This is a genomic window from Microvirga sp. GN3 (assembly GCF_055792825.1).
The window spans coordinates 1-26,485 of the sequence record NZ_JBVVAK010000115.1 but is presented as its reverse complement, the minus strand read 5'-3'; the positions used below and the strand labels follow the sequence as shown (position 1 = coordinate 26,485).

At 63.1% G+C, this 26,485-nt stretch carries 24 protein-coding genes and 1 pseudogene; 24 read left to right on the top strand and 1 reads right to left on the bottom strand.

All coding sequences use genetic code 11. The features are described 5' to 3' along the window. A pseudogene (locus ACS5Q1_RS34750) lies at nucleotides 1-123 on the top strand (IS481 family transposase); the annotation flags it as partial. Between the two features lie 2 nt (nucleotides 124-125). On the opposite strand, the gene ACS5Q1_RS34745 reads toward ACS5Q1_RS34750, so the two are convergent. Next, nucleotides 126-371 (bottom strand): YdcH family protein, encoded by a 246-nt coding sequence (locus ACS5Q1_RS34745; RefSeq protein ID WP_473102506.1) that lies wholly within the window; start codon nucleotides 369-371, stop codon nucleotides 126-128. 81 nt (nucleotides 372-452) lie between these two features. Between ACS5Q1_RS34745 and ACS5Q1_RS34740 the strand changes: the two genes are divergently transcribed. From ACS5Q1_RS34740 to ACS5Q1_RS34630, 23 genes are all read left to right on the top strand, one after another. Continuing rightward, on the top strand, nucleotides 453-1,091 hold the full coding sequence (locus ACS5Q1_RS34740; RefSeq protein WP_473102505.1) for a phage distal tail protein, Rcc01695 family: 639 nt from the start codon (nucleotides 453-455) through the stop codon (nucleotides 1,089-1,091). 184 nt (nucleotides 1,092-1,275) lie between these two features. Continuing rightward, nucleotides 1,276-2,166: a DUF2163 domain-containing protein gene (locus tag ACS5Q1_RS34735; protein WP_473102504.1), complete on the top strand. Its 891-nt coding sequence runs from the start codon at nucleotides 1,276-1,278 to the stop codon at nucleotides 2,164-2,166. Nucleotides 2,167-2,497: 331 nt separating this feature from the next. Next, nucleotides 2,498-2,926, top strand: coding sequence for an NlpC/P60 family protein (locus ACS5Q1_RS34730; RefSeq protein ID WP_473102503.1), 429 nt, complete (start codon nucleotides 2,498-2,500; stop codon nucleotides 2,924-2,926). Then, nucleotides 2,926-6,783 carry a baseplate multidomain protein megatron gene (locus ACS5Q1_RS34725; RefSeq protein ID WP_473102502.1) on the top strand — a complete coding sequence of 1,286 codons (3,858 nt, stop codon included), beginning with the start codon at nucleotides 2,926-2,928 and terminating at the stop codon, nucleotides 6,781-6,783. The genes ACS5Q1_RS34730 and ACS5Q1_RS34725 overlap by 1 nt, the downstream gene beginning before the upstream one ends. A gap of 343 nt (nucleotides 6,784-7,126) precedes the next feature. Further along, the gene (locus ACS5Q1_RS34720) at nucleotides 7,127-7,981 is read left to right on the top strand and encodes a DUF2793 domain-containing protein (RefSeq protein ID WP_473102501.1); all 855 of its coding nucleotides are present in this window, start codon (nucleotides 7,127-7,129) and stop codon (nucleotides 7,979-7,981) included. Nucleotides 7,982-7,986: 5 nt separating this feature from the next. Continuing rightward, nucleotides 7,987-8,664, top strand: coding sequence for a hypothetical protein (locus tag ACS5Q1_RS34715; RefSeq protein WP_473102500.1), 678 nt, complete (start codon nucleotides 7,987-7,989; stop codon nucleotides 8,662-8,664). 9 nt (nucleotides 8,665-8,673) lie between these two features. After that, the gene (locus tag ACS5Q1_RS34710; protein ID WP_473102499.1) at nucleotides 8,674-9,222 is read left to right on the top strand and encodes a glycoside hydrolase family 108 protein; all 549 of its coding nucleotides are present in this window, start codon (nucleotides 8,674-8,676) and stop codon (nucleotides 9,220-9,222) included. 1 nt (nucleotide 9,223) lies between these two features. After that, nucleotides 9,224-9,433 (top strand): hypothetical protein, encoded by a 210-nt coding sequence (locus tag ACS5Q1_RS34705; protein WP_473102498.1) that lies wholly within the window; start codon nucleotides 9,224-9,226, stop codon nucleotides 9,431-9,433. 140 nt (nucleotides 9,434-9,573) lie between these two features. Continuing rightward, a complete protein-coding gene (locus tag ACS5Q1_RS34700; RefSeq protein WP_473102497.1) occupies nucleotides 9,574-9,996 on the top strand; it encodes a YciI family protein in 423 nt (140 codons plus the stop codon). 68 nt (nucleotides 9,997-10,064) lie between these two features. Continuing rightward, entirely contained in the window at nucleotides 10,065-11,327 is a 1,263-nt protein-coding gene (locus ACS5Q1_RS34695; RefSeq protein ID WP_473102496.1) for an RNA polymerase sigma factor, read from the top strand. Nucleotides 11,328-11,428: 101 nt separating this feature from the next. Further along, the gene (locus ACS5Q1_RS34690) at nucleotides 11,429-11,743 is read left to right on the top strand and encodes a PepSY domain-containing protein (RefSeq protein ID WP_473102495.1); all 315 of its coding nucleotides are present in this window, start codon (nucleotides 11,429-11,431) and stop codon (nucleotides 11,741-11,743) included. A gap of 147 nt (nucleotides 11,744-11,890) precedes the next feature. Next, nucleotides 11,891-12,562, top strand: a complete 672-nt coding sequence (locus ACS5Q1_RS34685; protein ID WP_203440405.1) for a response regulator transcription factor — start codon at nucleotides 11,891-11,893, stop codon at nucleotides 12,560-12,562. After that, the gene (locus ACS5Q1_RS34680) at nucleotides 12,559-13,956 is read left to right on the top strand and encodes an ATP-binding protein (RefSeq protein ID WP_473102494.1); all 1,398 of its coding nucleotides are present in this window, start codon (nucleotides 12,559-12,561) and stop codon (nucleotides 13,954-13,956) included. Before ACS5Q1_RS34685 ends, ACS5Q1_RS34680 begins: the two co-directional genes overlap by 4 nt. Before the next feature lie 65 nt (nucleotides 13,957-14,021). Further along, nucleotides 14,022-15,122, top strand: a complete 1,101-nt coding sequence (gene ccmI / locus ACS5Q1_RS34675; protein ID WP_473102493.1) for a c-type cytochrome biogenesis protein CcmI — start codon at nucleotides 14,022-14,024, stop codon at nucleotides 15,120-15,122. Then, nucleotides 15,119-15,577, top strand: a complete 459-nt coding sequence (ccmE, locus tag ACS5Q1_RS34670; protein WP_473102492.1) for a cytochrome c maturation protein CcmE — start codon at nucleotides 15,119-15,121, stop codon at nucleotides 15,575-15,577. The genes ccmI and ccmE overlap by 4 nt, the downstream gene beginning before the upstream one ends. Before the next feature lie 15 nt (nucleotides 15,578-15,592). Continuing rightward, complete coding sequence (locus ACS5Q1_RS34665) at nucleotides 15,593-17,575, top strand: heme lyase CcmF/NrfE family subunit (RefSeq protein ID WP_473102491.1); 1,983 nt, start codon at nucleotides 15,593-15,595, stop codon at nucleotides 17,573-17,575. 3 nt (nucleotides 17,576-17,578) lie between these two features. After that, complete coding sequence (locus ACS5Q1_RS34660) at nucleotides 17,579-18,037, top strand: cytochrome c-type biogenesis protein (protein ID WP_473102490.1); 459 nt, start codon at nucleotides 17,579-17,581, stop codon at nucleotides 18,035-18,037. A gap of 204 nt (nucleotides 18,038-18,241) precedes the next feature. Further along, on the top strand, nucleotides 18,242-18,658 hold the full coding sequence (locus tag ACS5Q1_RS34655) for a hypothetical protein (RefSeq protein WP_473102489.1): 417 nt from the start codon (nucleotides 18,242-18,244) through the stop codon (nucleotides 18,656-18,658). A 260-nt stretch (nucleotides 18,659-18,918) separates the two neighbouring features. Next, nucleotides 18,919-20,133 (top strand): S1C family serine protease, encoded by a 1,215-nt coding sequence (locus ACS5Q1_RS34650; RefSeq protein ID WP_473102488.1) that lies wholly within the window; start codon nucleotides 18,919-18,921, stop codon nucleotides 20,131-20,133. Nucleotides 20,134-20,272: 139 nt separating this feature from the next. Beyond that, nucleotides 20,273-20,971: a winged helix-turn-helix domain-containing protein gene (locus tag ACS5Q1_RS34645; RefSeq protein WP_203440397.1), complete on the top strand. Its 699-nt coding sequence runs from the start codon at nucleotides 20,273-20,275 to the stop codon at nucleotides 20,969-20,971. A 10-nt stretch (nucleotides 20,972-20,981) separates the two neighbouring features. Beyond that, nucleotides 20,982-22,415, top strand: coding sequence for a HAMP domain-containing sensor histidine kinase (locus ACS5Q1_RS34640; protein ID WP_473102487.1), 1,434 nt, complete (start codon nucleotides 20,982-20,984; stop codon nucleotides 22,413-22,415). A gap of 94 nt (nucleotides 22,416-22,509) precedes the next feature. Continuing rightward, nucleotides 22,510-25,461: a bifunctional [glutamine synthetase] adenylyltransferase/[glutamine synthetase]-adenylyl-L-tyrosine phosphorylase gene (locus tag ACS5Q1_RS34635; RefSeq protein ID WP_473102486.1), complete on the top strand. Its 2,952-nt coding sequence runs from the start codon at nucleotides 22,510-22,512 to the stop codon at nucleotides 25,459-25,461. A 216-nt stretch (nucleotides 25,462-25,677) separates the two neighbouring features. Next, on the top strand, nucleotides 25,678-26,485 hold an 808-nt coding region (locus ACS5Q1_RS34630; protein WP_473102485.1), incomplete at its 3' end, for a hypothetical protein.

The window sequence follows — 26,485 nt, the reverse complement described above, 5'->3', positions numbered from 1 at the left end:
GCCCGCCGGCTCAAGACCCTGCGCGGCCTCACCCCCTACGAGTACATCTGCAAGATCTTTACAAGCGAGCCGCAACGCTTCAGGCTCGACCCGCTCCACCAAATGCCGGGACTAAACATCTAGGATCAGCCGCCCGCACCGTCGAGCATCGCCATGATCTCGTCCTTGATCTGCAGGCGGCGGCGTTTGAGCTCTTCCTCGACTTCCTCGGGCTTCGGCTCCACCCGGGTTTCGATCCGGTGGATGGTGCGGTTCAGCTCGTCGTACTCGTCGTAGAGCCGCGCGAAGTGGTTGTTGCTCGTCTTGAGCTGATGGATCCGGTCGCGCTTGTCGGGGAAGTCTTCCGCAAGGTCGTTGGGAGCGTTGCTCATCGCCTGCCGTCTCCTTGGTGGGGCCTTTCCAGGGTCAACGCCACCCTCTTTCTTTCGTTTCACATTCCAAAAGGACGGATCATGGCCTCCGATTTTCACGAGGTTCGCTTTCCGCTCGATGTCAGCCTCGGCAGCCGAGGCGGGCCCGTGCGGCGGACCGATATCGTCACGCTGTCCTCCGGCCGAGAGCACCGCAACAGCCGCTGGGCCGGATCCCGGCGCCGCTACGATGCAGGCTTAGGCGTCAGAACCGTCGATGCGCTGCACGCGGTGATCGCTTTCTTCGAGGAGCGTCGCGGTCGGCTCCACGGCTTCCGCTTCCGCGACCGCACCGATTGGCGCTCCGGCCCGCCCTCGAAGGACCCGACGCCGCTGGACCAGCGCATCGGCACCGGCAACGGACAAAGCGTGAGCTTTCCGCTGGTGAAAGCCTATGGCTCGTCCTTTGCGCCCTATAGCCGCTCCATCGCCAAGCCTGTCGGTGGAACGGTGCGGGTGGCAGTCAACGGAATCGAGCAGAGCGTCGGCTCCGGCTTCAACTGCGATCCCGCGACGGGCCTCGTGACCTTTGCCGCCGCGCCGCCCGCAGGCGCCGTCATCACGGCGGGTTTCGCCTTCGACGTGCCGGTGCGCTTCGACACCGACGAACTCGACATCGACCTCTCCACCTTCGATGCCGGCGGCATTCCGCAGATCCCGCTGATCGAGATCGTTCCTTAAGCCGCATCGCTGTCATCCCGGGGCCGCGTAGCGGAGCCCGGGATCCATAACCGCTGACGATGCAGAACACGTGGAACGGCAGCCGCTACGCTTTTTCTCTGCTGTCGTGGTTATGGATCCCCGCCTTCGCGGGGATGACAGTGGAGGCGCACGGGTGTTCTGCGTCATATTTAAGGCTGTAATCATGCGCACCATTCCTCAAAACCTCGCCACCCATCTATCTGACGGGGCGACGACGCTTTGTCATTGCTGGAAGCTCATCCGGCGCGACGGCGCGACCTTCGGCTTCACCGATCACGACCGCGATCTTTCTTTCGGCGGTACTATCTTTGCGGCTCGAACCGGGCTCGAGGCGGCGGAGGTCACGGCCGAACTCGGCTTCGCGGTTGGCGGTGGCGAAGTGTCGGGCGCGCTCGTTTCCGCGGGGCTCACCGAGGACGATATCTCCTCAGGGCTCTATGACGATGCGAGCGTCGAGACCTGGCTCGTCAACTGGAGCAATCTGGAGGAGCGTCTGCTTCTCGATATCGGGTCCATCGGCGAGATCCGCCGCGCGGATGGCGGCTTCGTTGCGGAGGTGAGGGGGCTCATGCACCGCTTCGACGAGGAGCGCGGGCGCCTGTTCCGCGCCACCTGCTCGGCGGATCTCGGCGACGAGCGCTGCGGCATCAATCTTTCCTCGTCCACCTATTCCGACACGGGCACCGTCACCGGAACGGATGGAGCGCTGACCATCGCGGGCTCCGGCATCGGCTTCTCGGACGGATGGTGCACAGCAGGCCAACTCACCTGGATGAGCGGCGACAATGCCGGTCTGTCCGTCGAGATCAAGGTACATCGTGCGATCAGCGACACGGACGAGTTCGATCTGTGGCAGCGCGCGCCGCAAGCCATCAAGATCGGCGATACGTTTCGCGTCACGGCCGGCTGCAACAAGACCCATGCGACCTGCCGGGCGAAGTTCAAGAACGCTGTCAACTTCCGCGGCTTCCCGCACATGCCCGGCAACGACTTCATCATCCGCATGCCGCAGCAGGGCGAGCCGGGCCTGGACGGCGGCAGCTTTTTCAGGTGAGACACGAGTTTCCCCTCCCCCTTGCGGGGAGGGGCAGGGGTGGGGGTGGTTCGGCTGGGTGAGCCCCGAGACCAGCGGGACGCTGGTTCACCTCTCCTTGAGGGAGAGGTCGACGCGCGTCAGCGCGGCGGGTGAGGGGTTACGCCCTTTCTGGAGAACGCTCTCCCCCTCCCCCTCGCTGCGCTCGACCCCTCCCCACCGGGGAGAGGTGAGGCGGTAGCAGCCTCAGTGCCCTCTGGATGGAGCACAGCGCTCCGACTTTCCGACCCCCACCCTCAATCCCTCCCCGCAAGGGGGAGGGAAGTCCCGCACCGTTTTCATGACCAACGCCATGCCCGATACAAACCTCATCCTCACCGAAGCCCGTTCCTGGATCGGAACGCCTTACCGTCATCAGGCCTCGCTCAAAGGCATCGGCTGCGATTGTCTCGGGCTGCTGCGCGGTGTCTGGCGCGGCGTCATGGGCGAAGAACCTGAATTGCCGCCGCCATACTCGCCTGACTGGGCCGAGGCCGGGGCCGATACGCTGGTTGCGGCCGCGCGAAAACATCTTGTCGAGATCGCGTGCGATGAGTTCGCGGCGGGCGACGTCCTGCTCTTCCGCTGGCGCATGACCATGCCCGCCAAGCACTGCGCGATTGCGACCTCGGCCCAGACCATGATTCACGCCCATGACGGCGCGTCGGTGGCCGAGGTCGCGTTTCACCCCTGGTGGCGGCGACACCTCGCCTATGCCTTTCGCTTTCCGGACAGAAACTGATGGCCACAATCGTTCTTCAAACCGTCGGTGCCGCGGTCGGCGGCATGATCGGCGGACCCATCGGCGCCATGGCTGGGCGGGCGCTGGGAGGGCTTGCGGGCGCAGCCATCGACAACGCACTTTTCGGTGGCGGGGACACCAAATATGTCGAAGGCCCACGCCTCAAGGACATCGACGGGCTCACCTCCACGGAAGGCGCTCCGATCCCGCGCGTTTACGGCCGCGCGCGCATCGGCGGCCAACTCATCTGGGCGACGAGGCTCGAAGAGGTGGTGAACACGAATGTCGATCGCTCGAGCCAGGGTGGCAAGGGCATGAGCGGGCCGAAGACGGTCTCGACCACCTATTCCTATTTCGCCAATCTCGCGGTGGGATTGTGCGAGGGGCGTATCGCCTTCATCCGTCGCGTCTGGGCCGATGGGCGCGAGCTCGATCTCAGCACCATCACCATGCGCGTGCATGCGGGCAGTGAGACTCAAGATCCCGATCCGCTGATCGTCGCGAAGGAGGGCGCTCAATACGCGCCAGCCTATCGCGGCTTGGCTTATGTGGTGTTCGAGCGCCTGCCGCTGACGGATTTCGGCAATCGCGTGCCGCAATTCTCCTTCGAGGTCGTGCGTCCCGTCGATGGCCTCAACCGCATGATCCGGGCTGTCTGTCTCATTCCCGGAGCGAGCGAGTTCGGCTACGACACGCTGCCCGTGACGCAGGTGCTCGATCTCGGCAAGACGCGGCCGGAGAACCGCCACCAGATGCAGCGCGACAGCGATGCCGTCGCTTCTCTCGATGCCCTGCAGGCTCTCTGTCCAAACCTCAAGCGCGTGTCGCTGGTGGCAAGCTGGTTCGGCGACGATCTACGCGCCGGCTCCTGCCTCATCGAGCCGCGGGTGGATGTAAAGACCAAGACCAATGACGGCGCCACATGGTCCGTCGCGGGCCTGATGCGCGAGGATGCGCAAGCGGTTACCCTCGTCAACGGCTCACCGGCCTATGGCGGAACGCCCTCAGACGAATCCGTGATCCGGCTGATCAAGAATCTGAAGGCACGCGGGCTGGAGGTGGTGCTCTATCCCTTCGTGATGATGGATGTGCCTATCGGGAATACTCTTCCGGACCCCTATGGCGGGACGGGCCAAGCGACTTACCCCTGGCGCGGGCGCATCACCTGCCATCCTGCGCCGGGGAGGAGTGGCTCGCCCGACGGGACGAATGCGGCTGAGACGCAGATCGATCAATGGTTCACGCGCAGCGCGGGCTTCAACCGCCTCGTCCTGCATTATGCGAATCTGGCCGAAGAAGCCGGTGGCGTACATGGCTTCATCCTGGGGAGCGAGCTTGTCGGCCTCACGCGCGTGCGCTCCGCATCGGGTGTCTATCCCGCCGTCATGCGGTTGAGGGCGCTGGCGGGGCAGGTGCGCGATATCCTGCGCTCGTCCACGAAGATCGTCTATGCCGCGGACTGGACTGAATATGGCGCCCATGTTCTCGACGGCGGCGACGAGGTTCGCTTTCCTCTCGACCCGCTCTTTGCAAGCGAGAACATCGATGCGGTCGGTATCGATTACTACCCGCCGATCTCGGATTGGCGCGACGGTCCAGGCCATGCGGATCTCTCCGCGGCCCGCAGCATCTACGATGTGGTTTACTTGCGCACGCGGCTGGGAAGCGGCGAGGCGTTCGACTGGTACTATGCGAATTCGTCCGAGCGGACGGCGCAGACACGCCGGCCCATTACCGATGGCGCCTATGACAAGCCGTGGATCTTCCGCGCGAAGGATCTCGTCTCCTGGTGGTCGAACCGGCATGTGGAGCGCGTGAACGGCGTCGAAATCGGATCGACGTCCTGGCAGGCACAGTCGAAACCGATCTGGCTCACCGAAATCGGTGTACCCGCCGTCAACAAGGGACCCAACGGTCCGAACGTGTTTCCCGATCCGAAATCCTCGGAATCGGCCTATCCGCCGTTTTCGCGCGGCGTGCGCGACGATCTCATCCAGGCGCGCACGCTGGAAGCCATTCTCTCGCGCTTCGATGCTGCTCAGCGAGGCTTCTCGGCAGAGTACAATCCACCGTCGTCTTCCTATGGCGGGCGTATGGTCGACTCGGACAACGTCTTCCTCTGGGCCTGGGATGCAAGGCCATTTCCGGCCTTTCCCGACTTCGACACTGTGTGGTCGGACGGCCCCAACTGGGAGACTGGTCATTGGATTACCGGGCGGATCGAGGGAGCGACCCTCGACCGCCTGTTGGCGCGCATTCTGAGAGACTACGGCTTCGCCGATCCGGGCGTCATTCCCGTCGACGGCTTCGTGGACGGCTATGTGATCGACCGACCCATGTCGGTGCGTGGCGCGATCGAGCCGCTGCTGCGCCTCTTCGGCATCGATGCGGTTGCGCGCGGCGGCGGCATCGCGTGGCAGGGGCGCGGTGGTCGGGCCATCGTGCATCTTGCGAAGGACGATCTCGTGCTCGGTGACAAGGAGCCGTCGCTCAAGCTCACCCGCGCTCAGGAGACCGAACTGCCGCAGCAGGTGGAGATCGGCTTTACGGAAGGCGACACGGATTACCGCCGCGCCGCCGTGGCCTCGCGCCGTCTCTCCGGATCGAGCCGCCGCGAGACGAGGGCGGACAGCGCCGTCGTCACCCGCCGCGCGGAGGCGCAGCGCCTTGCCGATACCTGGCTGCAGGGCCTGTGGGCGGGACGGGAAGGCGCCGAATTCGAGCTGTCGCCTAGGCGGATGGAGCTGGAGCCCGGAGATGTGATTGCTCTTCCGACCGATGCCGGGCCAAAACTTCATCGCATCACCCGCATCACTGAGGGACCGACGCGCAAGATCAGCACCCGCGCAGTGGAGCCTGCCGTCTTCGAGCGGCCGGGCTCCTCGATTCCAAGGCCGGTCAAACGTCCGCCGCCAATACCCGGCAAGCCCGTCGCCATCGTGCTCGATCTGCCGGCAAGTCTCGGCGACCCTGCGCCTCTGCAATATCTCGCGGTCGCCGCGGATCCCTGGCCGGGCGCCATGACGATCTGGCGCTCGGGCAACGGCGCGAGCTTCACGCCCTATCGCATTCTCGATCTGCCCGCCGTGATCGGGCGCACGAAGACGACGCTCGTGCCGGGGCCTCTCTGGCGTTGGGATCCGCGTGCGGTTCTCGACGTGGAGATTTCGTCCGGCGCATTGAGCAGCATCGATGACGAGACAACCCTTGGCGGCCGAAACCTGTTCGCGCTGCAGGGGGTGGATGGGCGGTGGGAAATCTTTTCTGCGGCGCATGCCGAGATGATCGGCGAGCGGACCTATCGTCTGTCGCGCTTCCTGCGCGGCCTTGCCGGATCCGAGACCGAAGCGAGCCGCACGGTGCCTGCCGGGGCCTTGCTGGTCAAACTCGACGAGGCCGTCGCGCCTCTCGCCACGAGCCTGCAGGATCTAGGAGGGACCTGGCGCTACAGGATCGGTCCCGCGGGCCGGGATCACGCCGATTCATCTGTCACGGAGATTGTCGCGACGGTCGGGCGGGATGCTCTCAAGCCATTGAGTCCCGTTCACGTGACCGCCCATCGTGAAGCCGGCGGCATTCGTATCGCCTGGCTGCGCCGCACGCGCCGCAACGGCGATGGATGGGAAGCCCTCGACGTTCCCTTGGCCGAGGATGCGGAGCGTTATGAGATCGACATCCTTAGAGACAATGTGGTCGTGAGGACGCTCACGGGCACGCAAGCCTCAGTTCTCTACGGCAACGCCGAGGAGACCGCCGATTTCGGTGCGCTTCAGTCCGCGCTCAGCCTTCGCATCGTGCAGATGAGCGCCGTGGCCGGGCGCGGCTTCGAACGCCACGCGACGATTGCCGTTCGCTGATCCACGCATCATTTTTGCCCTCACTTACGTTTCGGATGACACCCCACTGTCATTCCGGGGCGCCGAAGGCGAGCCCGGAATCCATAACCGCCGACGCTGCAGAACGAAGCATGACGCGGCTCGTCCCTTCCTGAAACGTTGTGTTTATGGATTCCGGGCTCCGCTGCGCGGCCCCGGAATGACAGTGAATGCATCTTTTAACGCGTCATGGCCGGGCCTGTCCCGGCCATCCCGATTGTTTGAAACGCTGCGCTCTTCCAATCGAGATCACCGGCACAAGGCCGGTGATGACGTGAGAGGCTCACTACCAATTTTTCGATCCCTTGCCGGAGCACCTCATCCGATGTCATCGACACCTCATCTTTCCCTGCCGCTGCTTGCAGCGGCGCAGGCACAAAAGCATGTCACCCACAATGAGGCTCTCGCCTCCCTCGATGCACTCGTGCAATTGGCCGTTAAGGAGCGTGATCGAACCGCGCCGCCTGCCTCGCCCGCGGAAGGCGACCGCTTTCTCGTCGGCGCGGGGGCGACAGGCGTCTTCGCCAATCAGGAGGGAAACATTGCCCTGTTCGACCTTGGGATCTGGCGGTTCTTCACGCCACGTCCCGGATGGATCGCCTATGTGGAGGCTGAAGACCTACTCGTCATCTTCGACGGCGATGAGTGGAAGATACCCAGTTCGGTTCCCGAACAGATCCATAACCTGCAGCGGCTCGGGATCGGCACAACGGCCGATGATCTCAACCGCTTGTCGGCGAAGCTCAATGCGGTCCTGTTCGCCGCATTGGCGACGGAGGAGGGAGGTACGGGCGACTTGCGCCTTATGCTCAACAAGGGCACCGAGGCCAATGTTCTCTCGCAGCTCTATCAGCGCGGATTCAGCGGGCGCGCGGAAACGGGATTGATCGGCAGCGACGATTTCAGCATCCGCGTCTCGGCCGACGGAAGCCAATGGCGCGACGCGCTGCTGGTCGATCGCCGCACGGGTGTTGCATCCTTTCCTTGCGGTCTTGCCGATGTGCCGAGGCCGAATCTCCTGATCAACTCCGCCTTTCTCGTGAACCAGCGCAAATTCTCGGGTGGGGTGCTGGATGCAGGCATCTATGGGTTCGATCGCTGGAAAGGGGGCCCGGGTGGCTGTACGCTTACCCTCGCAGCAGACGGGACCATCACGCTTTCCGGTGCTCTCGAGCAGTGATCGATGTGGCTCAGGCCGCCGCCGAGATCGGCACGACCAGTTTCGCTGGTGCTACTCTGACCCTCTCCGTCGACGATCCCTCGGAGCCATTGCCGGTTGTGATCGGCTCAACGACGGCCACGATTCCCGCTGGCTCCGGCCGCCGCTCGGCCAGCGTAACGCTCGATGGAGCCGAGACAGACAACATCACCGTGCGGCTCCAGCTTTCCGGCCCATGTTCCTTCAAGCGCGCGAAGCTGGAGGTTGGAGCCCATGCAACGCCATGGGTGGGCGTTCCGTTTGACGTCGAGGAGCTCCGCTGTCGGCGTTATTATCAGCGGCTTTCGGTCAGTGGTGGAACACCTGCGATCCTGGGTGCGCTTGGACAGCGCGTTGCAGGCAACAACATCGATGTCCCCTGTATCCTGCCGGTGCCGATGAGAGCCGATCCGGTGTTGACGACCAGTGGATTCAGTTGGTCGAATGGATCTCCGACCGGCAATCAGATCGGCTTTCATAATAACAGCGGCGCCTCGTGGTCGGCCCTTTCAGGAAATTTGACGGTGACGACAGTGTCAGCAGCCAGCCCGTCCTGCGTCGCTCTGAGATTCCAGGCCAGTTCCTCGTTCAGCGGTGTGTCCGGAGCCGTCGGTAACCTCTATCTGGGCAATCTGGCCTTCATCGCCCTGCAGGCGGAACTGTGAGGATCGCGCATGAAAGCTTCTCCAACGCGTTTCGAACAAGCCGTCGAGCATGTGCTGAAGCATGAGGGCGGCTTCGTTCAGCATCCCCGCGATCCGGGTGGGGCGACCAAATTCGGCATCACCCGTGAAACGCTCGCCCGGGCGAAAAAACGCCCGGCGTCCATCAACGATGTCCGTCGCATATCGCGAAAGGAGGCGATCGCCATTTACCGGCAGCTCTATTGGGATGCGGTACGCGCCGATGAGCTTCCGCCGGGGCTCGACCTTGCTGTCTTCGATCTTGCGGTCAATTCCGGCCCAACACGAGCCGTGAAGATGCTACAGACGGCGCTCGGAGTCGAGGCGGACGGGATCGTCGGGCCGATCACGCTGGGCGCGGCCCGCGAGGCCGATGTCCCGGAGACCATCCGCCGACTCACGAAAGCCCGTCTCGGCTTTCTCGGCCGTCTCGCCACCTGGCCCGTCTTCGGTCTCGGTTGGCGCAGGCGTGTTCTCGCCGTCGAGCAGGAGGCTCTCCGGCTCGCATCCCTTCCATCCTCGTCTTCAAGGACTGTTTGATATGTTCGATACTAAGACCATCCTCGCCAGCCGTACGATCTGGGCCAACCTGGTCGGGCTTGCTGCCCTCGTTCTCGGCCTGTTCGGCTTGGACAGCTCGGCTCTTGTTACGGGCGCTTTCGAAGAGGTGCTCGTTCAGCTCATTGCCGCCGGCAGTTTCATTGCCTCGACTGTTTTCCGGATCCTGGCCACGAAACAGATTCTGAACTAACCTCGCGCCGCCCGGCCAGCTTCAGCCCATCATGAAAAATTTTGGAAAAAATTTCGCTCAGGCTGTCGATTCTGCCGATGCTCGTTCGTCGTATGGACAGGAACCCCCATGGGCTTCCTTCAATCAGAGGAGAAAAGACGATGCGCGTGATGGTCATGGTGAAGGCGACGAAGGATAGCGAAGCGGGCATACTGCCTACGAACGAGCTCCTCGAAGCCATGGGCAAATACAACGAACAGCTGGTCAATGCGGGCATCATGCTGGCTGGCGAGGGGCTGAAACCGTCATCTCAGGGCAAGCGCATCGCCTTCGATGGCCCGAGCCGCACCGTCATCGACGGGCCGTTCGCCGAGACCCGCGAACTCGTGGCCGGCTATTGGTTCTGGGAGGTCAAGGACATGGCCGAGGCAGTCGAGTGGGTGAAGCGCTGCCCGAATCCGATGCCCGGTCCGAGCGAGATCGAAATCCGACCGGTCTACGAAATGGCCGATTTCGGCGAGGTCATGACCCCGGAAGTCGCCGAACTGCTCGACAGGACAAGCGAGAAGCTGGCTGGCCGTTAAGATCCTGCTGTTGCTTCCGTTGCCATCGTGGCTTGCCGTCCGCCCCGCTTTCCTTTTAAGCGGGGTTCATGACGGCGACGGAAACCCACCGAGCGATTGAGACAATCTTCCGTATCGAGCAGGCCAGGCTCATCGCGGGCTTGGCTCGCATGGTGCGGGACGTGGGCATGGCCGAAGAGCTCGCTCAGGAGGCGCTCGTGACGGCTCTGTCGGAATGGCCGAAGACCGGGGTTCCCCAAAACCCCGGCGCCTGGCTGATGGCCGTGGCCAAACGTCGGGCACTCGACGGGATCCGGCGCGACAGGATGCTAGCGCGCAAGCACGCCGAAATCGGCCGGGATCTCGAGAGCGAGCATGACGGGGGTGTCGAGGCCATCGAGGCGGCTCTCGATGACGATATCGGCGATGAGCTGCTGAGCCTGATCTTCACCGCCTGCCATCCGGTGCTCTCGCCGGAAGCGCGTGCGGCCCTGACCCTGCGGCTGATCGGCGGACTGACGACGGACGAAATCGCCCGCGCCTTCCTTGCCAGTGAAGCGACCATTGCCCAGCGTATCGTTAGAGCCAAGAAGACGCTGAGCAAGGCCGGCCTGACCTATGAGGTGCCGCGTGGATCGGAACGGGACGAGCGCCTCGCCTCGGTGCTGGAGGTCATCTATCTGATCTTCAACGAGGGTTACGCGGCCACCGCCGGCGAGGATCTGGTCCGACCGGCCCTGTGCGCGGAAGCCCAGCGTCTGGGCCGCATTCTCGCCGGCCTCATGCCCGACGAGCCCGAGGTCTTCGGCCTCCTAGCGCTAATGGAAATCCAGGCCTCGCGCATGGCGGCCCGCACCGCGCCGGACGGCTCGCCCATTCCCCTGACTGAACAGAACCGTGCCCGTTGGGACCAGCTCCTGATCCACCGGGGGCTTGCGGCCCTGGAGCGCGCCGAAGCGCTGGGCGGCGCCAAGGGCATCTATGCCCTGCAGGCGACGCTCGCCGCCTGCCATGCGAGGGCGCGCAAGGCGGAGGAGACGGACTGGACGAGGATCGCCGCGCTCTACGACACGCTCCGCGACGTCATGCCGTCGCCGGTGGTCGATCTCAACCGCGCTGTGGCCCACAGCATGGCCTTTGGTCCCGAGGCGGGCCTTGCGCTCATTGGCGATCTCGAACGCTCGGAGATCCTGCGCGGCTATGCTCCCCTGCCGGCGGCAAAAGGCGATTTCCTCTACCGCGCGGGGCGTCTCGCGGAAGCGCGGCCCCAATTCGAGCATGCGGCCGCCCTCAGCCGCAATGAGCGCGAGAAAGCCTTTTTTCTCAAGCGCGCAGCGGATTGCGGCAACTGAACTGCCTCGGAGGACCGTAGCTCGGCCGGCCGTTCACACTCGTATAACCGGCTCTAGATAAATTCAGAATTCGTTCATTGCGGCAAGGGCATGGTCGTTTCATGCGTCTGGTTTGGTTGGTCATAGCGTTGTGGGGAATCACAGGGGCAGCGTCCGCGCAAAGCGCGGCGACGGCCCTGAAAAATTGCCTGCCTCCTCGCGAAATGCAGGAGGCGGTCGCCTCCAAGGGTGTTGTCGCGCCGGCCTCGGCCGTGATGACGGCACGGCGTCAGGTCCCGGGGGCGGACGTGGTCCGGGCCAGCCTCTGCCGCAACAGCGACAATCTTGTCTATGTGATCATGGTCTTGCAAAAGGATGGTCGCATCGTGCAAGTGATGATCGACGGCTCTTCCGGGCGTGTGAAATCGGTCCACTAGCGCATCGTGCGAAAAGTGGACCCGGTTTTCGCTGACGCGGACCTCCGGTTTCGCACCGAACGATGCGCCGCTTAAGGGATTAAACATCGGATTGATCCCAAAAGTGCCTTCCACTTTGGGTCCGATGCTCTGGAGAAAGCTCGAACCGTGCGCCTACTCGTTGTCGAGGATGACAGAACCCTCAATAAGCAGATCGTGACTGCCCTTGAACAGGCAGGCTACGCGGTGGATACCGCCATGGACGGCGAGGAAGGGCAGTTTCTTGGCGAGACCGAGCCCTACGATGCCATCATCCTCGATCTCGGCTTGCCGAAGGTCGACGGCGTTTCCGTCCTGACGGCTTGGCGCCGCGAAGGACGCAAGACCCCCGTCATCATTCTCACGGCCCGCGACCGCTGGAGCGACAAGGTTCAGGGCTTCGATGCCGGCGCCGATGATTACGTTACGAAACCCTTCCATATGGAAGAGCTTCTCGCCCGCGTTCGCGCTCTGCTGCGCCGCTCGACCGGTCACGCCACGAGCGAGATTGCCTGCGGCCCCGTGAAGCTCGATACCCGTTCCGGCCGCGTCGCCGTCGACGGCAATCCGGTGAAGCTCACCTCCCATGAATACCGGCTCCTGTCTTATCTCATGCACCACACGGGCCGCATCGTCTCGCGCGGCGAGCTGACGGAGCATCTCTACGATCAGGATTTCGACCGGGATTCGAACACTATCGAGGTCTTCATCGGCAGGCTTCGCAAGAAGCTCGGCGTCGACATCATCCAGACGGTTCGAGGCCTGGGTTACCTCCTTGACACGGGCCAGACGAAGACGTGACCCGTCTGCCATCGTTCGTCAAACGTTTCGCCAGCCGGCCCATCGCGGTCCGCCTTGCGGTTTCTTCCGTCTTCTGGAGCTTCGTGATCCTGCTGATTGCAGGGCTTATCCTCTCGACGCTCTATCGTGACAACACGGAGCGCGCGTTCGACCAGCGCCTCCTCGTCTACGCCAATACGCTCGCCTCCAATCTGGTCGGCCCGGGCGATCCGGATCGGGATCTCGGTCCCATCGGCGATCCGCGCTTCGAGCTGCCCCTGTCCGGCTGGTATTGGCAGGTGGCGCGGCCCAATGCGGCGGCGGGCGAGATCCGTTCCTCGAAATCGCTGTTCGGTGGGCAATTGCCGAACCTCGCCTCCGGCGACAACCGCTTCGGCCAGATCCGTCGCGGATACGGGAAAGCGCCGGACGATCGCAATTTGCGCATCATCGAACGAGATATCGATCTCGGCGAAGACGGACGTTACATCATCCGTGTTGCGGGACCGGCCGACGAGATCGAGGTGGCCGTGCGGGATTTCATCTTCGCGCTGACCGTCACCTTCGCGCTTCTCGGTCTGGCCCTGGGTTTCACCACGCTCCTGCAGATCCGCTTCGGCCTGCGGCCCCTGTCCAATCTTCGCAGCGCGCTCGGCGCCATTCGGCGAGGGGAGGCGGAGCGGATTGCGGGCGAATATCCCAGGGACATCTCTCCGCTCGCCAGCGAATTGAACCTCCTCCTCGACACCAACCGTGAGATCCTGGAGCGCGCCCGTACCCAGGTCGGCAATCTCGCTCACGCGCTCAAGACGCCGCTCAGCATCATCATGAACGAAGCGGAAAATGCCCCTGAGGAGGTTGCCGCCAAAGTCCGCGAGCAGGCGACGACGATGCGCGATCAGGTCAATTACTATCTCGACCGGGCCCGCGCAGCGGCGCTTGCCGGGACGCTCGGAACGCTGACGGAGGCCGAGCCCGTCATCGCGGGCCTCGCCCGCACCTTCGCCAAGATCTATCGCGACAAGGATCTGGAAGTCGAGCTGGCCATTCCGCCGAATCTGCGGTTCCGCGGTGAGAAGCAGGACCTGGAGGAGATGGCCGGCAACCTAATCGACAATGCGGCCAAATGGGCTGCGCACAAGGTCGAGGTGGCGGTCGAGATCGTGCGTGAGGACGACAGGTCGCGCTTCCGCCTGCTCATCGACGATGACGGTCCGGGTCTGCCGGAGGCAGCGCGAGAGGAGGTGCTCAAGCGCGGCCGCCGCCTCGACGAGACGAAGCCCGGCTCCGGCCTTGGCCTGTCCATCGTCAGCGATCTCGCTGCCCTCTACCGGGGCTCCTTGATGCTTGATGCCTCCCCCATGGGCGGGCTGCGGGCCATCCTCGAACTCCCCGGGGATAGGGGGTCGCCGTAAGGATATTTACGCGTGACACCGTGCCACCGTCGTGCTTGAGGAGGACACGCAGTAAATAGGACTTTATGGTGATCTGGGTAATCCTCCTGGCAATGACGGCAGCGGCCGTGATGGCGGTGCTATGGCCGTTGTCGCGCCACTATGCCGTGGCGAGGCAGGTGGATCCGGACACGCAATTCTACCGTGAGCAGATCGCCGAGATCGAGCGGGACCAGGCGCGCGGCGTACTCTTGGCCAGCGAGGCCGAAGCCGCCAAGGCCGAGGCCGGGCGGCGTCTCCTGCGGGCGACCGGCATGCATGGCGAGTCTTTTGCGGCCGTCGGAGAGCCGGCCCTGCGCCGCCGCCGCGCCGCCTCGACCCTCGCCCTGTCGATCATCCCGATCCTCGCGCTTGCGACCTACGAGATCTATGGCTCGCCGCAATCCCTGACCCAAGCGCCGAGCGCGCAGATGCCGCAACAGGCCGGTAATATCGATCTCATGCAGGCAGTGGCCCAGATCGAGAGCCACTTGGCGAAGAACCCGCAGGATGGCCGCGGCTGGGAGGTGATCGCCCCGGTCTATCTCCGCATGGGTCGGATCGACGATGCCGTGAAGGCCTATGAAGCGGCGATCCGCCATCAGGTGCCTGATGCCAACCGCTTCGCGAATTACGGCGAGGTCCTGGTGATGGCCAAGGACGGGCTCGTCTCGGCAGAGGCTCAGACTGCTTTCGAGGAGTCGGTCAAGCTCGATCCGACCTCTCCCAAGCCACGCTTTTATCTCGCCCGCGCCGCGGCCCAGGACGGCAAGATCGAAAAGGCCAAGGCGGCCTATAAGGATCTGCTCGCCTCGTCACCCGCCGATGCGCCCTGGGCCGAGGCCGTGAAGCAGGAACTCGCTTCCCTCGACGCGCCTCCGACACCGGCGGAACAGGAAGGCAGAGGACAGATCGGGCCAGAGGCGATCGCCGGAATGGTGGCCGGCCTCGCCAGCCGCCTGGAGGCTGAAGGAGGCACGGCGGAGGAATGGGCGCGACTGATGCGCTCCTATGCGGTGTTGGGCCAACGTGATAAAGCCATTGCTGCAGCCCAGCGAGCCCGGGAGGCGCTGGCGAAGGATGACGCCGCATTGAAAACCATCGATACGATGGCGCAAGAACTGAAACTGACCGACGCCCAGCCATGACGAGAAAACAACGCCGCTTGTCCCTGATCGGTGTCGCAGGATGCGTCCTCGCGGTTGCGCTCGGTCTCGTGCTCTACGCCATGAACGACACGATCGTGTTCTTCAACTCGCCGGCCGACATCCAGGCGAAGAACGTACAGCCCGGCACGCGCATCCGCCTCGGCGGTCTCGTGAAGGAGGGCTCTGTCCAGCGTGGCTCCGATCAGCAGATCACCTTCGAGGTCATGGATGCGCAGGCCGCGATCCAGGTAAACTACAAGGGCCTGCTGCCCGACCTGTTCCGCGAAGGGCAGGGGGTCGTGGCAGAGGGCGTGCTCGTCAGCTCCAGCGTGTTCCGGGCCGATTCCGTTCTCGCCAAGCATGATGAGAATTACATGCCTCGCGAGGTGGCGGATACGCTCAAGAAGCAGGGACACTGGATGGGCGAGGCGAGCGCTGCGCCCAAGACGCAGTAAGAAGGGAGAGCCCACGTGTTGGTCGAGGCCGGACATTTTGCACTCGCGCTGGCGCTTGGGTTGTCCCTGATCCAGTTCGTCGTTCCGCTCTGGGGTGCACGCGCCAACGATCCCGTGCTGATGGCCGTGGCTCCTGCAAGCGCGCTCGCTGTGCTTGCCTGCATCGCATTCTCGTTTCTTGCGCTGACCTTCGCTTATCTGAACTCCGATTTTTCGGTGCTCAACGTCGTGCAGAACTCGCACTCCGCGAAGCCCCTGATCTACAAGATCTCCGGTGTATGGGGGAACCATGAAGGCTCCATGCTGCTGTGGGTGCTGATCCTCGCCCTATTCGGCGGCGTGGTGGCGCTGTCGCGCAACAGCATCCCCATGCGCTTGCAGGCGAACACGCTCGCGGTTCAGGCCTCGATCACACTCGCCTTCCTGCTCTTTATCCTCACGACGTCGAATCCCTTCACGCGCGTCATTCCGGCGCAACTGGAGGGACAGGATCTCAATCCGCTCCTTCAGGATCCCGGCCTCGCGATTCATCCGCCGCTGCTCTACATCGGCTATGTCGGTTTCTCGATCTCCTTCGCTTTTGCCTGCGCGGCCCTGATCGACGGGCGCATCGATGCGGTGTGGGCCAGGATCGTCCGACCCTGGACGCTCGGCGCTTGGGCTTTCCTGACGCTGGGCATCGCCATGGGCTCCTACTGGGCCTATTACGAACTCGGCTGGGGCGGCTGGTGGTTCTGGGATCCGGTGGAGAACGCCTCGCTCATGCCGTGGCTCGCGGGCACGGCGCTCCTGCATTCCACCGTCGTGATGGAAAAGCGTGATGCGCTCAAAGTCTGGACGATTCTTCTCGCCATCCTGACCTTCTCCCTGTCGCTCCTCGGCACTTTTCTCGTTCGCTCCGGCGTGCTCACCTCGGTGCACTCCTTCGCGGTGGATCCGGAGCGCGGGACGTTCATTCTCGGCATCCTGATTTTGTTCATCGGCGGATCGCTGACGCTGTTTGCGTCGCGCGCGCCGATGCTCAAGCAGGGCGGCCTGTTCGCGCCTGTCTCCCGCGAGGGCGCGCTCGTCCTCAACAATCTTTTCCTCGCTACTGCCTGCGCCACCGTGTTCATCGGCACGCTTTATCCGCTGGCCCTGGAGGTGCTGACGGGCGAGAAGATCTCGGTGGGTGCACCGTTCTTCAACTTTACCTTCCTGCCGCTGATCGTGCCGCTGCTGCTGCTTCTGCCGCTCGGTCAGACGTTGGCCTGGAAGCGCGGCAACTTCCTCGGCGCGGCCCAGCGTCTCTATGCCGTGTTCGGCATTTCGCTTCTGGCCGCCATCGCCATGTTCGCGTTCCAGCACGGCGGGCCGGTGGCTGCACCGCTCGGTGTCGGCCTCGGCGTCTATCTGGTTCTCGGCTCGCTCAACGAGATCGTCGCGCGCTCCTGGTCCAGGGGGACGCCACTCTCCGTTGTATGGCGGAAAGCGCGAGGCCTTCCGCGCTCGGCCTGGGGCACGGCTATCGCCCATGCGGGCGTCGGGCTCACAGTCATCGGCATCGCGGCGACCGCATGGGGCGTCGAGGCCATCGGCAGCCTGAAGCTGGGCGAGCGGCTCAAAGCCGGCGACTACGAAATTCGGCTTGAACAGATCATCCCGCGCATCGAGGCCAATTATCGGGAAGATGTCGCTGTATTGACAGTCATCGGCGGCGGTCGCGAACTAGGGACTCTCGAGACCATGAAGCGGCTCTACGTGACGCGCGGCATGCCGACGACCGAAGCAGGAATTCTGACCACGGGCCTCGGCCAGATCTATGCCAGCATCGGTGAAGTGCAGACGGACGGATCGGTCGGCATGAGGCTCTATTACAAGCCGCTGGTTCTGCTGATCTGGATCGGCCCCCTCGTGATGGCGGCAGGTGGCGCCCTGTCCCTGACGGATCGGCGCCTGCGCATCGGTGCTCCGGCCCGTGCGAAGGTGGCGCCGCCAGCCGCGGTTCCCGCGGAGTAGGCGATGCGCTTCATCTTCGTCCTCATTGCAGCTTTCATGCTCGGCGGGCCAGTCCTCGCGGTGCAGCCGGACGAGGTGCTGAAGGATCCCGCTCTGGAAAAGCGCGCACGCGAGATTTCGGCGGGACTGCGCTGCCTCGTCTGCCAGAACCAGTCCATCGACGATTCCGATGCGCAGCTCGCCAAGGATTTGCGGCTTCTGGTGCGCGAGCGCCTCGTCGCCGGCGACACGAACCAGGAAGTGGAGAACTTCCTCGTGCAGCGCTACGGCGAATTCGTGCTGCTGAAGCCGACCTTCGGAACGCATACCCTGCTGCTCTGGCTGACGCCGGCTCTCGTCCTGATCCTCGGCGGCATTGGCGCTTATGCCGCGATGAGACGCCGCACACAGCCGGCCGCTGCGCTCGATGCGCAGGAACAGAAGGCGCTTGAGGATCTGCTCAAGCGCGACGAGGGCGCTTGAAGGCGGGCAGCAGGAGCAAGTGAAACACAACCCGCACAAGGACATTGAGCAGCGGAATAACCTGCGCCGAAATGGGCAGAATTCCTTTCGTTAAGCATTTCCGATCCTTGCTGTTGATCATGCCATTTTGTCGCGGTGCCAAGCTAAAAAGCGGCTGATATCGGGCACTCACATCTCCCGATATTCCGCGCGAAAGGTACGGTCGTGAAGCTTGCGGCCTGTGGATTGTGTCTGATCCTTCTTGCCCTCCCTTTCGCATCGCGAGCGAGTGAGAATCTCGTCGCCAAACGCGAGGCCTGCCGCATCGAGGCGAGAAGCCGCATTGCGCCGAAGAAGAAGATCGAAGTTGACGATTACCGGCGCATTGTCGAACGGCGCGCGGCCTATGTGACGCAGTGCATCAACCGAACCGTCGTGGCTCACAGCAACGTCCCGCTTCCGCCGCAAAGGACACTCGACGATGCGATGGATAACGACAAGCAGCGTGTCGTCAGAGCGAGCCGCAAGGAACCCCGTCGTCTTGCCGGGCGTGCGAACCGAGACCGGGCGAAATTGGCTTCGATCAGGTCGACGAAGCTCAAAGGCAAGAAGATCAGATTGTCGCCACGCAGGAGCAAGTGACGCTCCTCGGAGCCTGGCTCGTCGACCTCTTACCTCGTTCTAAGAGGCTGCGCACCGCTAAGCCCTCCTCCCCACAAGGGGGAGGGAAGATGCGTCTGAGTCTCAGAACGAATGACGAGCCAGATTATCAGGTCTGCTCATCCTGAAACCTTACCAACATTTCATCTTGAGGTGAGAGTACCGTAAGGCTTGAACCCCCATCTTGCTCCCATGACGAACCGGCAAGGTTCTTCCAAAGGTTCTTCGAGGAGAGACAAGACATGTTGGACAAGGTTTCCACTCCTGCCCGCAAGCGCACCGCAAAGTGGCTCGGCGCAGCGGCCGTGGCCGCGATCATCGCGGGCGGCGCCGTCGAGAGCGGTCTAGTTGCTCCCAATCCCGCCCATGCCGAACTGCGCTCCATGGCGCAGCCGGTTCAGGGCGCCCCGTCCTTCGCCGACGTCATCGACCGGGTGAAGCCCGCCGTCGTGGCCGTGAAGGTCAAGGTGCAGAACGTCGCCGACCGAAACGACGACGAGGACGGCCCGCAGTTCTCGATGCCCGACCTGCCCCCCAGCCACCCGATGGAGCGCTTCTTCCGCCAGTTCCGCGACCAGATGCCCGGTGAGCGCGGCGACCGCTCTCCGCGTCGCGAGCGTCCCCGCCCGTTCGGCCAGTCGCTCGGCTCTGGCTTCTTCATCTCGGCTGACGGCTATGTCGTGACCAACAACCATGTGGTCGACAATGCCTCCGAGGTGCAGGTCACCATGGACGACGGCAAGACTCTCGACGCCAAGGTCATCGGCACCGACGAGAAGACCGACCTCGCCCTGCTGAAGGTCGAAGGCAAGGACTTTCCTTACGTTCGCTTCGCCGGCCAGAAGGCCCGGATCGGCGACTGGGTGGTCGCCATCGGCAACCCCTTCGGCCTCGGCGGCACGGTGACGGCCGGCATCGTCTCGGCCCAGCATCGCGACATCGGTGCCGGTCCCTATGACGACTTCATCCAGATCGATGCTTCGGTGAACAAGGGCAATTCCGGCGGCCCGACCTTCAACCTCTCCGGTGAGGTCGTGGGCGTGAACACGGCGATCTTCTCGCCGTCCGGAGGCAATGTGGGTATTGCGTTTGCCATCCCGGCGAGCACCGTCGAGAACGTTGTGGCGTCCCTGAAGGACAAGGGCTCTGTGACCCGCGGCTTCATCGGCGTGCAGATGCAACCGGTGACCAAGGAGATCGCCGAGGCCATCGGCCTCAAGGAGCCCAAGGGCGCCCTCGTGGCTGAAGCCATCAAGGACAGTCCCGCGGCCAAGGCCGGTGTCCGCACCGGCGACACGATCATCGCCGTCGACGGGCAGCCGATCAATGAGGCCAAGGATCTGTCCCGCAAGGTGGCCAATGTCGCTCCGGGCAAGTCCCTGTCTCTCACCCTTTGGCGTGAGGGCAAGGAGCGGACTGTGACCCTGGAGGTCGGAAGCCAGCCGAAGGGTGTCTGATCCACATAAGGTAGTAGGGCACCAGGGTTTATAGTTGATTGCCCCTGACACCTGGTGTCTTCTGCCCACGGCAGGCCGGCCTCTTCCCCCTCCAAGGCCGGTCTGCCGTCGGGTCCTTCATTGCGTTACAAGTGGGCTTATGCGGATTCTCATCATCGAGGACGACAAGGAGGCAGCCTCCTACCTCGTCAAGGCATTTCGCGAAGCGGGCCATATGGCGGATCACGCTGCCGATGGGCTCGATGGCTATGCCATGGCCGAGGAGGGGGATTACGATGTGCTCGTGGTCGACCGCATGCTGCCCAAGCTCGATGGCCTCTCTCTGATCCGTTCCTTGCGCGAGCAGCGGGTCGAAACGCCGGTCCTGATTCTCTCCGCCCTCGGTCAGGTCGACGATCGCGTGAAGGGCCTGCGCGCTGGCGGCGACGATTATCTCCCCAAGCCTTATGCCTTCTCCGAGCTTCTCGCGCGTGTCGAGGTGCTCTCGCGCCGCCGGGCATCGGCCCCCAGCGCGGAGTCGACGGTCTATCGCATCGCCGATCTGGAACTCGACCGCCTGTCGCACCGTGTGACGCGCTCCGGCCACGAGATCGTGCTGCAGCCGCGCGAGTTCAGGCTGCTCGAATATTTGATGAAAAACGCCAATCAGGTGGTCACCCGAACCATGCTGCTCGAGCATGTGTGGGATTACCACTTCGATCCCCAGACCAACGTCATCGACGTTCACGTCTCGCGGCTGCGCGCCAAGATCGACAAGGGGTTCGACAAGCCGTTGATTCACACCATCCGGGGCGCGGGTTACATGGTGCGCGTCGGTGCGGAGGGCGACGAGGAATGAGCGTGAAGCCATGAACGCTTCCATGAGTGCGCTCGGCAAGCTCGTCCGGACGACCGCTTTCAAGCTGTCTTTTGCCTACCTGCTCATCTTCACCATCTTCGCCTTCGTGGGCTTGGGCTATGTTGCCTGGAACGCCCAACGGCTGCTGACCGATCAGTTCGTGTCGACCATCGAGACCGAGATCAACAGCCTGTCAGAGCAATACAGGTTTGGCGGTCTGCGCCGGCTCGTGAACATCGTCGAACGTCGCTCACGTGCACCGGGCGCCATGCTCTACCTCGTCACGACGGAAGCGGGAGAGCGGGTTGCCGGCAATGTGGGAGCGCTGCCGCCCGGCGTGATCGGCCGCACGGGTCAGTTCGAGACGCTCTACAACCGCACGGATGAAACGGAGGCGCGGCCCGACATGGCCATCGTGCGCGTCTATCTTCTCCCCGGCGGGTTTAGGCTCCTCGTCGGACGTGACATCGAGGAGCGCAGGCGCCTGCAGGAGGTCATCTATCGCGCCTTCGGCTATTCGCTGCTCTTCATCGTCGTGCTCGGTTGCGTCGGTGGCTGGTTCATTACGCGGCGCGTCTTGAAACGTGTCGACGACATGACCGAGATCACGCGCCACATCATGACGGGTGATCTGGGAGGGCGATTGAAGATCGCCGGAACCGGCGATGAGCTTGATCGTCTCGCCAAGAACCTCAACGACATGCTCGACCGCATCGGCGAACTGATGCGCGGCATGCAGGAGGTTTCCGACAATATCGCCCACGACCTGAAGACACCGCTGACGCGCCTGCGCAACAAGGCGGACGAAGCCCTGCGCACTGCGAGCACGCCCGACGAGCTGAAATCCGCTCTCGAAGCCACCATCGAGGAGAGCGACAATCTCATCCGCATCTTCAATGCTCTCCTCATGATCGCGCGCCTGGAGGCCGGCAATGCCCGCGAAGGTCTGGCGGATTTCGATGCTGCCGAGGCGGTGCGCGACGTAGCCGAACTCTACGAGGCTCTCGCGGAAGAGGCGGGCGTGTCGCTCGAGGTTGCTGTCGAGGACGACCTGCCCATCCACGGCAGCCGTGAACTGTTGGGGCAGGCCATGGCGAACCTTCTGGACAATGCCTTGAAATACGGTGCTGCAACCGGCGAGCAACCGCAGGCGATCAGTGTTTCCGCTCATCGGAGCGACGGCGAGATCAGGATCGTGGTGGCCGATTGCGGCCCCGGCATTCCGGAAGCGGAGCGCAGCCGCGTGCTGGAGCGCTTCGTACGCCTGGAAATGGCTCGTTCGCGTCCTGGCTTCGGCCTCGGCCTCAGCCTGGCCGCCGCCGTGGCCCGGCTCCATGGCGGAACCTTGCGGCTGGAAGACAACGGGCCCGGATTGCGGGTCGTCCTGGCTTTGCCGCTGAAGGCCGTCGAACTGCCGCAATCCCCGCTCCAGTCTGCGGCCTGAAAACTAAAGTTGGGATCATAACGGCACTTTTCGATTGCCTCCGGCTCTCCGGCGTGAACACTCAAGGCGCCCGCAAATACCCGATGGATTGGCCGTGCCGGACCAGACGAACTCCCTTTTCAGCCGCCTCACGAAAGCTCCGCCTGTTGCGGATACCAGGCGCGCGAAGGCGCAACTGGCGGATTTCGTCAAGCGCATGCGCGAGGAACCTGAGGCAAAGATCCTCTCAGGTCCTCTCGAAAGCGGATTGTTTCGCGATCTCCTCCTGGCCCTGGCCGACCATTCCCCCTTTCTTTGGCAGCTCGTCGTCAACGATCCGGCCCGGATGGCAAGGCTCGCCTTCGAGCCGCCGGAGGAGGCGCATCGCGCCATCATCGAGAGCCAGTCCGGTCTTTTCCGCGAACTGCGTTCAGGCGCGATCACGCGCGACGAGGCCGCGCGCGCATTCCGTCAGAATCGCAATGCCCATGCGCTTCTCGTTGCTCTCGCCGATGTCGGCGGCCTCTGGAGCACGGAAGAAGTCACGCAGGCTTTGTCCGACTTCGCCGATGCCTCCGTCGCCGGCGGCGTGAACCTGGTTCTGACAGAGACCGCGGATCTTGGTCGTATTAAGCTGCAGAATCCCGACTCTCCTGGCGAGGGCTCCGGCTTCACGGTGCTGGCGCTCGGCAAGCACGGGGCAGGCGAGCTCAATTATTCGAGCGACATCGACCTCGTCATCTTCTTCGATCCCGAGACGACGGCGCTGAAAGACCCCTACGAGGCGGCCACGGTCTATACGCGCATCGCGCAACAGCTCGCCAAGCTCCTGCAGGAGCGTACCGCCGACGGTTACGTGCATCGCGTCGATTATCGCCTGCGCCCGGACCCGGGTTCCACACCGACGGCGGTGTCGCTGGCTTCGGCTTATGTCTATTACGAAACCGTCGGCCAGAACTGGGAGCGCGCGGCGCTCATCAAGGCAAGGCCGGTGGCTGGAGATCTCGCGCTCGGTGAGAATTTTCTGAACGAGCTGCGTCCCTTCATCTGGCGCAAATATTTCGATTTCGCGTCCATCGCCGATGTGCACGCCATGAAGCGGCAGATTCATGCCGTTCGCGGACACGACCAGATCGCGGTCGCCGGCCACGACATCAAGCTCGGACGCGGCGGTATTCGCGAGATCGAATTCTTCGTGCAGACGCAGCAGCTCGTCTTTGGCGGGCGCCGTCCCAATTTGCGCGGACGTCGCACCCTCGACATGCTCAAAAGCCTCCACGTCGAAGGCTGGATCACCGACAAGGCACGAGACGAACTCTCCGACGCCTATCGTTTCCTGCGCACCATCGAGCACCGGCTGCAGATGGTGGCGGACGAGCAGACGCAGCGCCTGCCTTCGGATGAGGAGCAATTGAAGCGCTTCGCCAAATTCTGCGGCTATCCCACGCTCAAAGCCTTCTCCAAGGCCCTCACGGATCAGGCGAAGATCGTGCAGGGGCATTATGCGCTGCTGTTCGAGGAGGGGCCTGAGCTTGCTTCCGATGTCGGCAGCCTCGTCTTCACCGGCACCACCGACGATCCGGAAACTCTCGCAACGCTCCGTCGCCTCGGCTTTCACGAGCCCGAGCGCGTGGCGGAAACCGTGCGCGGCTGGCATTTCGGCCGCCGTCCTGCGATCCAGAGCGCCCGCGCCCGCGAGGTGCTCACCGAACTCACGCCGGCATTGCTTTCGGCCCTCGGCGGCACCGCCGATCCTGACGGCGCGCTTGCCGCCCTCGACCGTGCTTTCGGCCGCATGCCGGCTGCCGTCGAGCTTCTCACCATCCTGCAATCGCATGACCGCCTGCGGCTTCTCTTCGCCGATCTTCTCGGCACCGCGCCGCGCCTTGCCGACACGGTCGCGCAATCGCCGCATGTGCTCGACGCGCTCATCGATCCCGCCTTCGGTACCCCCACCACCGACGACGAGATTATTGAAGAACAGATGAGGCAGCTCATCGGTCCGCCGCGCGATTTCGAGGATTTTCTGGATCGCGTTCGCGATGCGACGCGCCAGATGCGCTTCGTCACGGGCGCGCGGCTCCTGTCCGACGTGCTTTCATCCGCGCAGGCAGGAGAGGCCTACGCGGCCATCGCACGCGCCGTCATCCGCGCCTCCTTCGATGAAGTGCGCCGCGCCTTCGAGGCCGAGCACGGCACCGTGCCGGGTTCACGTATCGCCATCCTCGGTCTCGGCCGGCTGGGCAGCCGCGAGCTGACGGCAGGCTCCGATCTCGATCTCGTGGTGATCTACGATTTCGACGAAGACATGCGCGACAGCAACGGCCCGCGCAGCCTCGATGCGGTGGTCTATTACACGCGTCTCACGCAGCGTCTGGTCTCGGCGCTCACGGTGCCGACGCGGCGCGGCCTGCTCTACGAAGTCGATCTGCGCCTGCGCCCGCAAGGCGGCAAGGGCCCTGTCGCGTCGCAGTTCAAGGGCTTCGTGAATTACCAGAAGACCGAAGCCGATCTCTGGGAGCATATGGCGCTCACCCGCGCCCGCATCCTGGCCGGCGACGAGGATTTCGGCACTGAAGTCTCCGAAGCTGTAAAGAACATCCTCACCGCCAAGCGCGATCCGAAAAAGGTGTTCAAGGAGGTGCGCGCCATGCGCGAACTGATCGCGCAGGAGAAGGGCGACAGCGATCCCTGGGACCTGAAGCTCGCCCGCGGCGGCCTCACCGATCTCGATTTTTTGGCGCAGGGATTCGTGCTGTCTCATGCGAATGCACACCCGCTTCTCGTCGGACTCCCGGTTGAAGACACATTCGCGAGGGCTCAGACTGCAGGCTTGCTTGATGACGATGACGCAAGGGCACTTATCGAGGCGCACCGATTGTTCAGCGACATCTTCCAATGGCAGCGCCTCACCATCGAGGGAAAATTCGACGCGGAAACGGTGCTGCCCGTGATCCTCAAGCGCCTTGCAACGGTGGCGGGGCTTCCGAGTGCGAAGGTGCTGCTGGAGCATTTTCAGGAAACATATCGCAAGGTCAGCGCGATTTTTGGTGCAACGGGATCGTGAAGTCTAACGCCGGACGCCCGTAGCCGCATGCCGCTCCGGCAATGACTATCATGAGTTGCGATTCGTACGGGAAGGATGAAGCTTTTCGTATATTTATGAGACATTTAGATACTAAAAAATCCTAAAAACCCTTCGTCCCAGTAGTTACCTCCGCACGAAAAATCTGCTCGGAATACCCCAAACCTCGGCTGTACGCCGATCAGATTGGGGGCGAATATGGCACAGGACTCACTCAGCGCATGGCTTGATTGGTGGGAATCTAAAGGCAAAGCCATTTCCTATTGCTACATCGGCAATGGCGGCTCGATTGTGACCCCTGGAACGAGCAGCCAGGTCGGCACCTCTGTAGTAGTCGGTGGTGCCCCCTCGGGCGGTACACCAGGTGATAGGGCGCCAAGTCCGATTGTTGAGGGCGGCGAAGGGAGTCCGATTCCCGTCACTGCTGTGGTCGTATCCAGCGTCACTAATTCTGAAACCCTTGGCAATAGCAGCACCCCGAACTTAATTACGACCACGACGACTTATAGCAATGGGGCGAAAACAGTAACGGTGCAAACTCCGTCTGGTTGGACATGCCACACCATATTTCCAGATGGGAGCGACCAATTTGTCCAATACGATGCCATTTCAAAGGAGACATCAACAGTCCTGAGGGATCAACATTCGTCGGCTACCTTTGTGAATGATGAACGAGGCAATCTAATCAGCGCAGACATTAAGCGAACCGATGGAACATCGGAGCGTCTTTATCACGACCCAGAAGACGGGCATTGGATTCAGATCAGCCGGGGATCGGATTCAACAAGAACCGTTGATTTTGGTTCTGGAGATGCGAAGAACGTTGAATTCAATCATAGTAATGGAACGAAAGACATAGAAAGATATAATGAGGATGGAGTTCTAGGATGTTTGATCCCGGGGTTTGATGGTGCATTCTTATCGCCGGAATGGAGGGATGCGCTATGGGCCAGGTTCTCCATGGGAGCGCCACAACGACAGAGGCAGTCCGTCGAGCAATACAGCA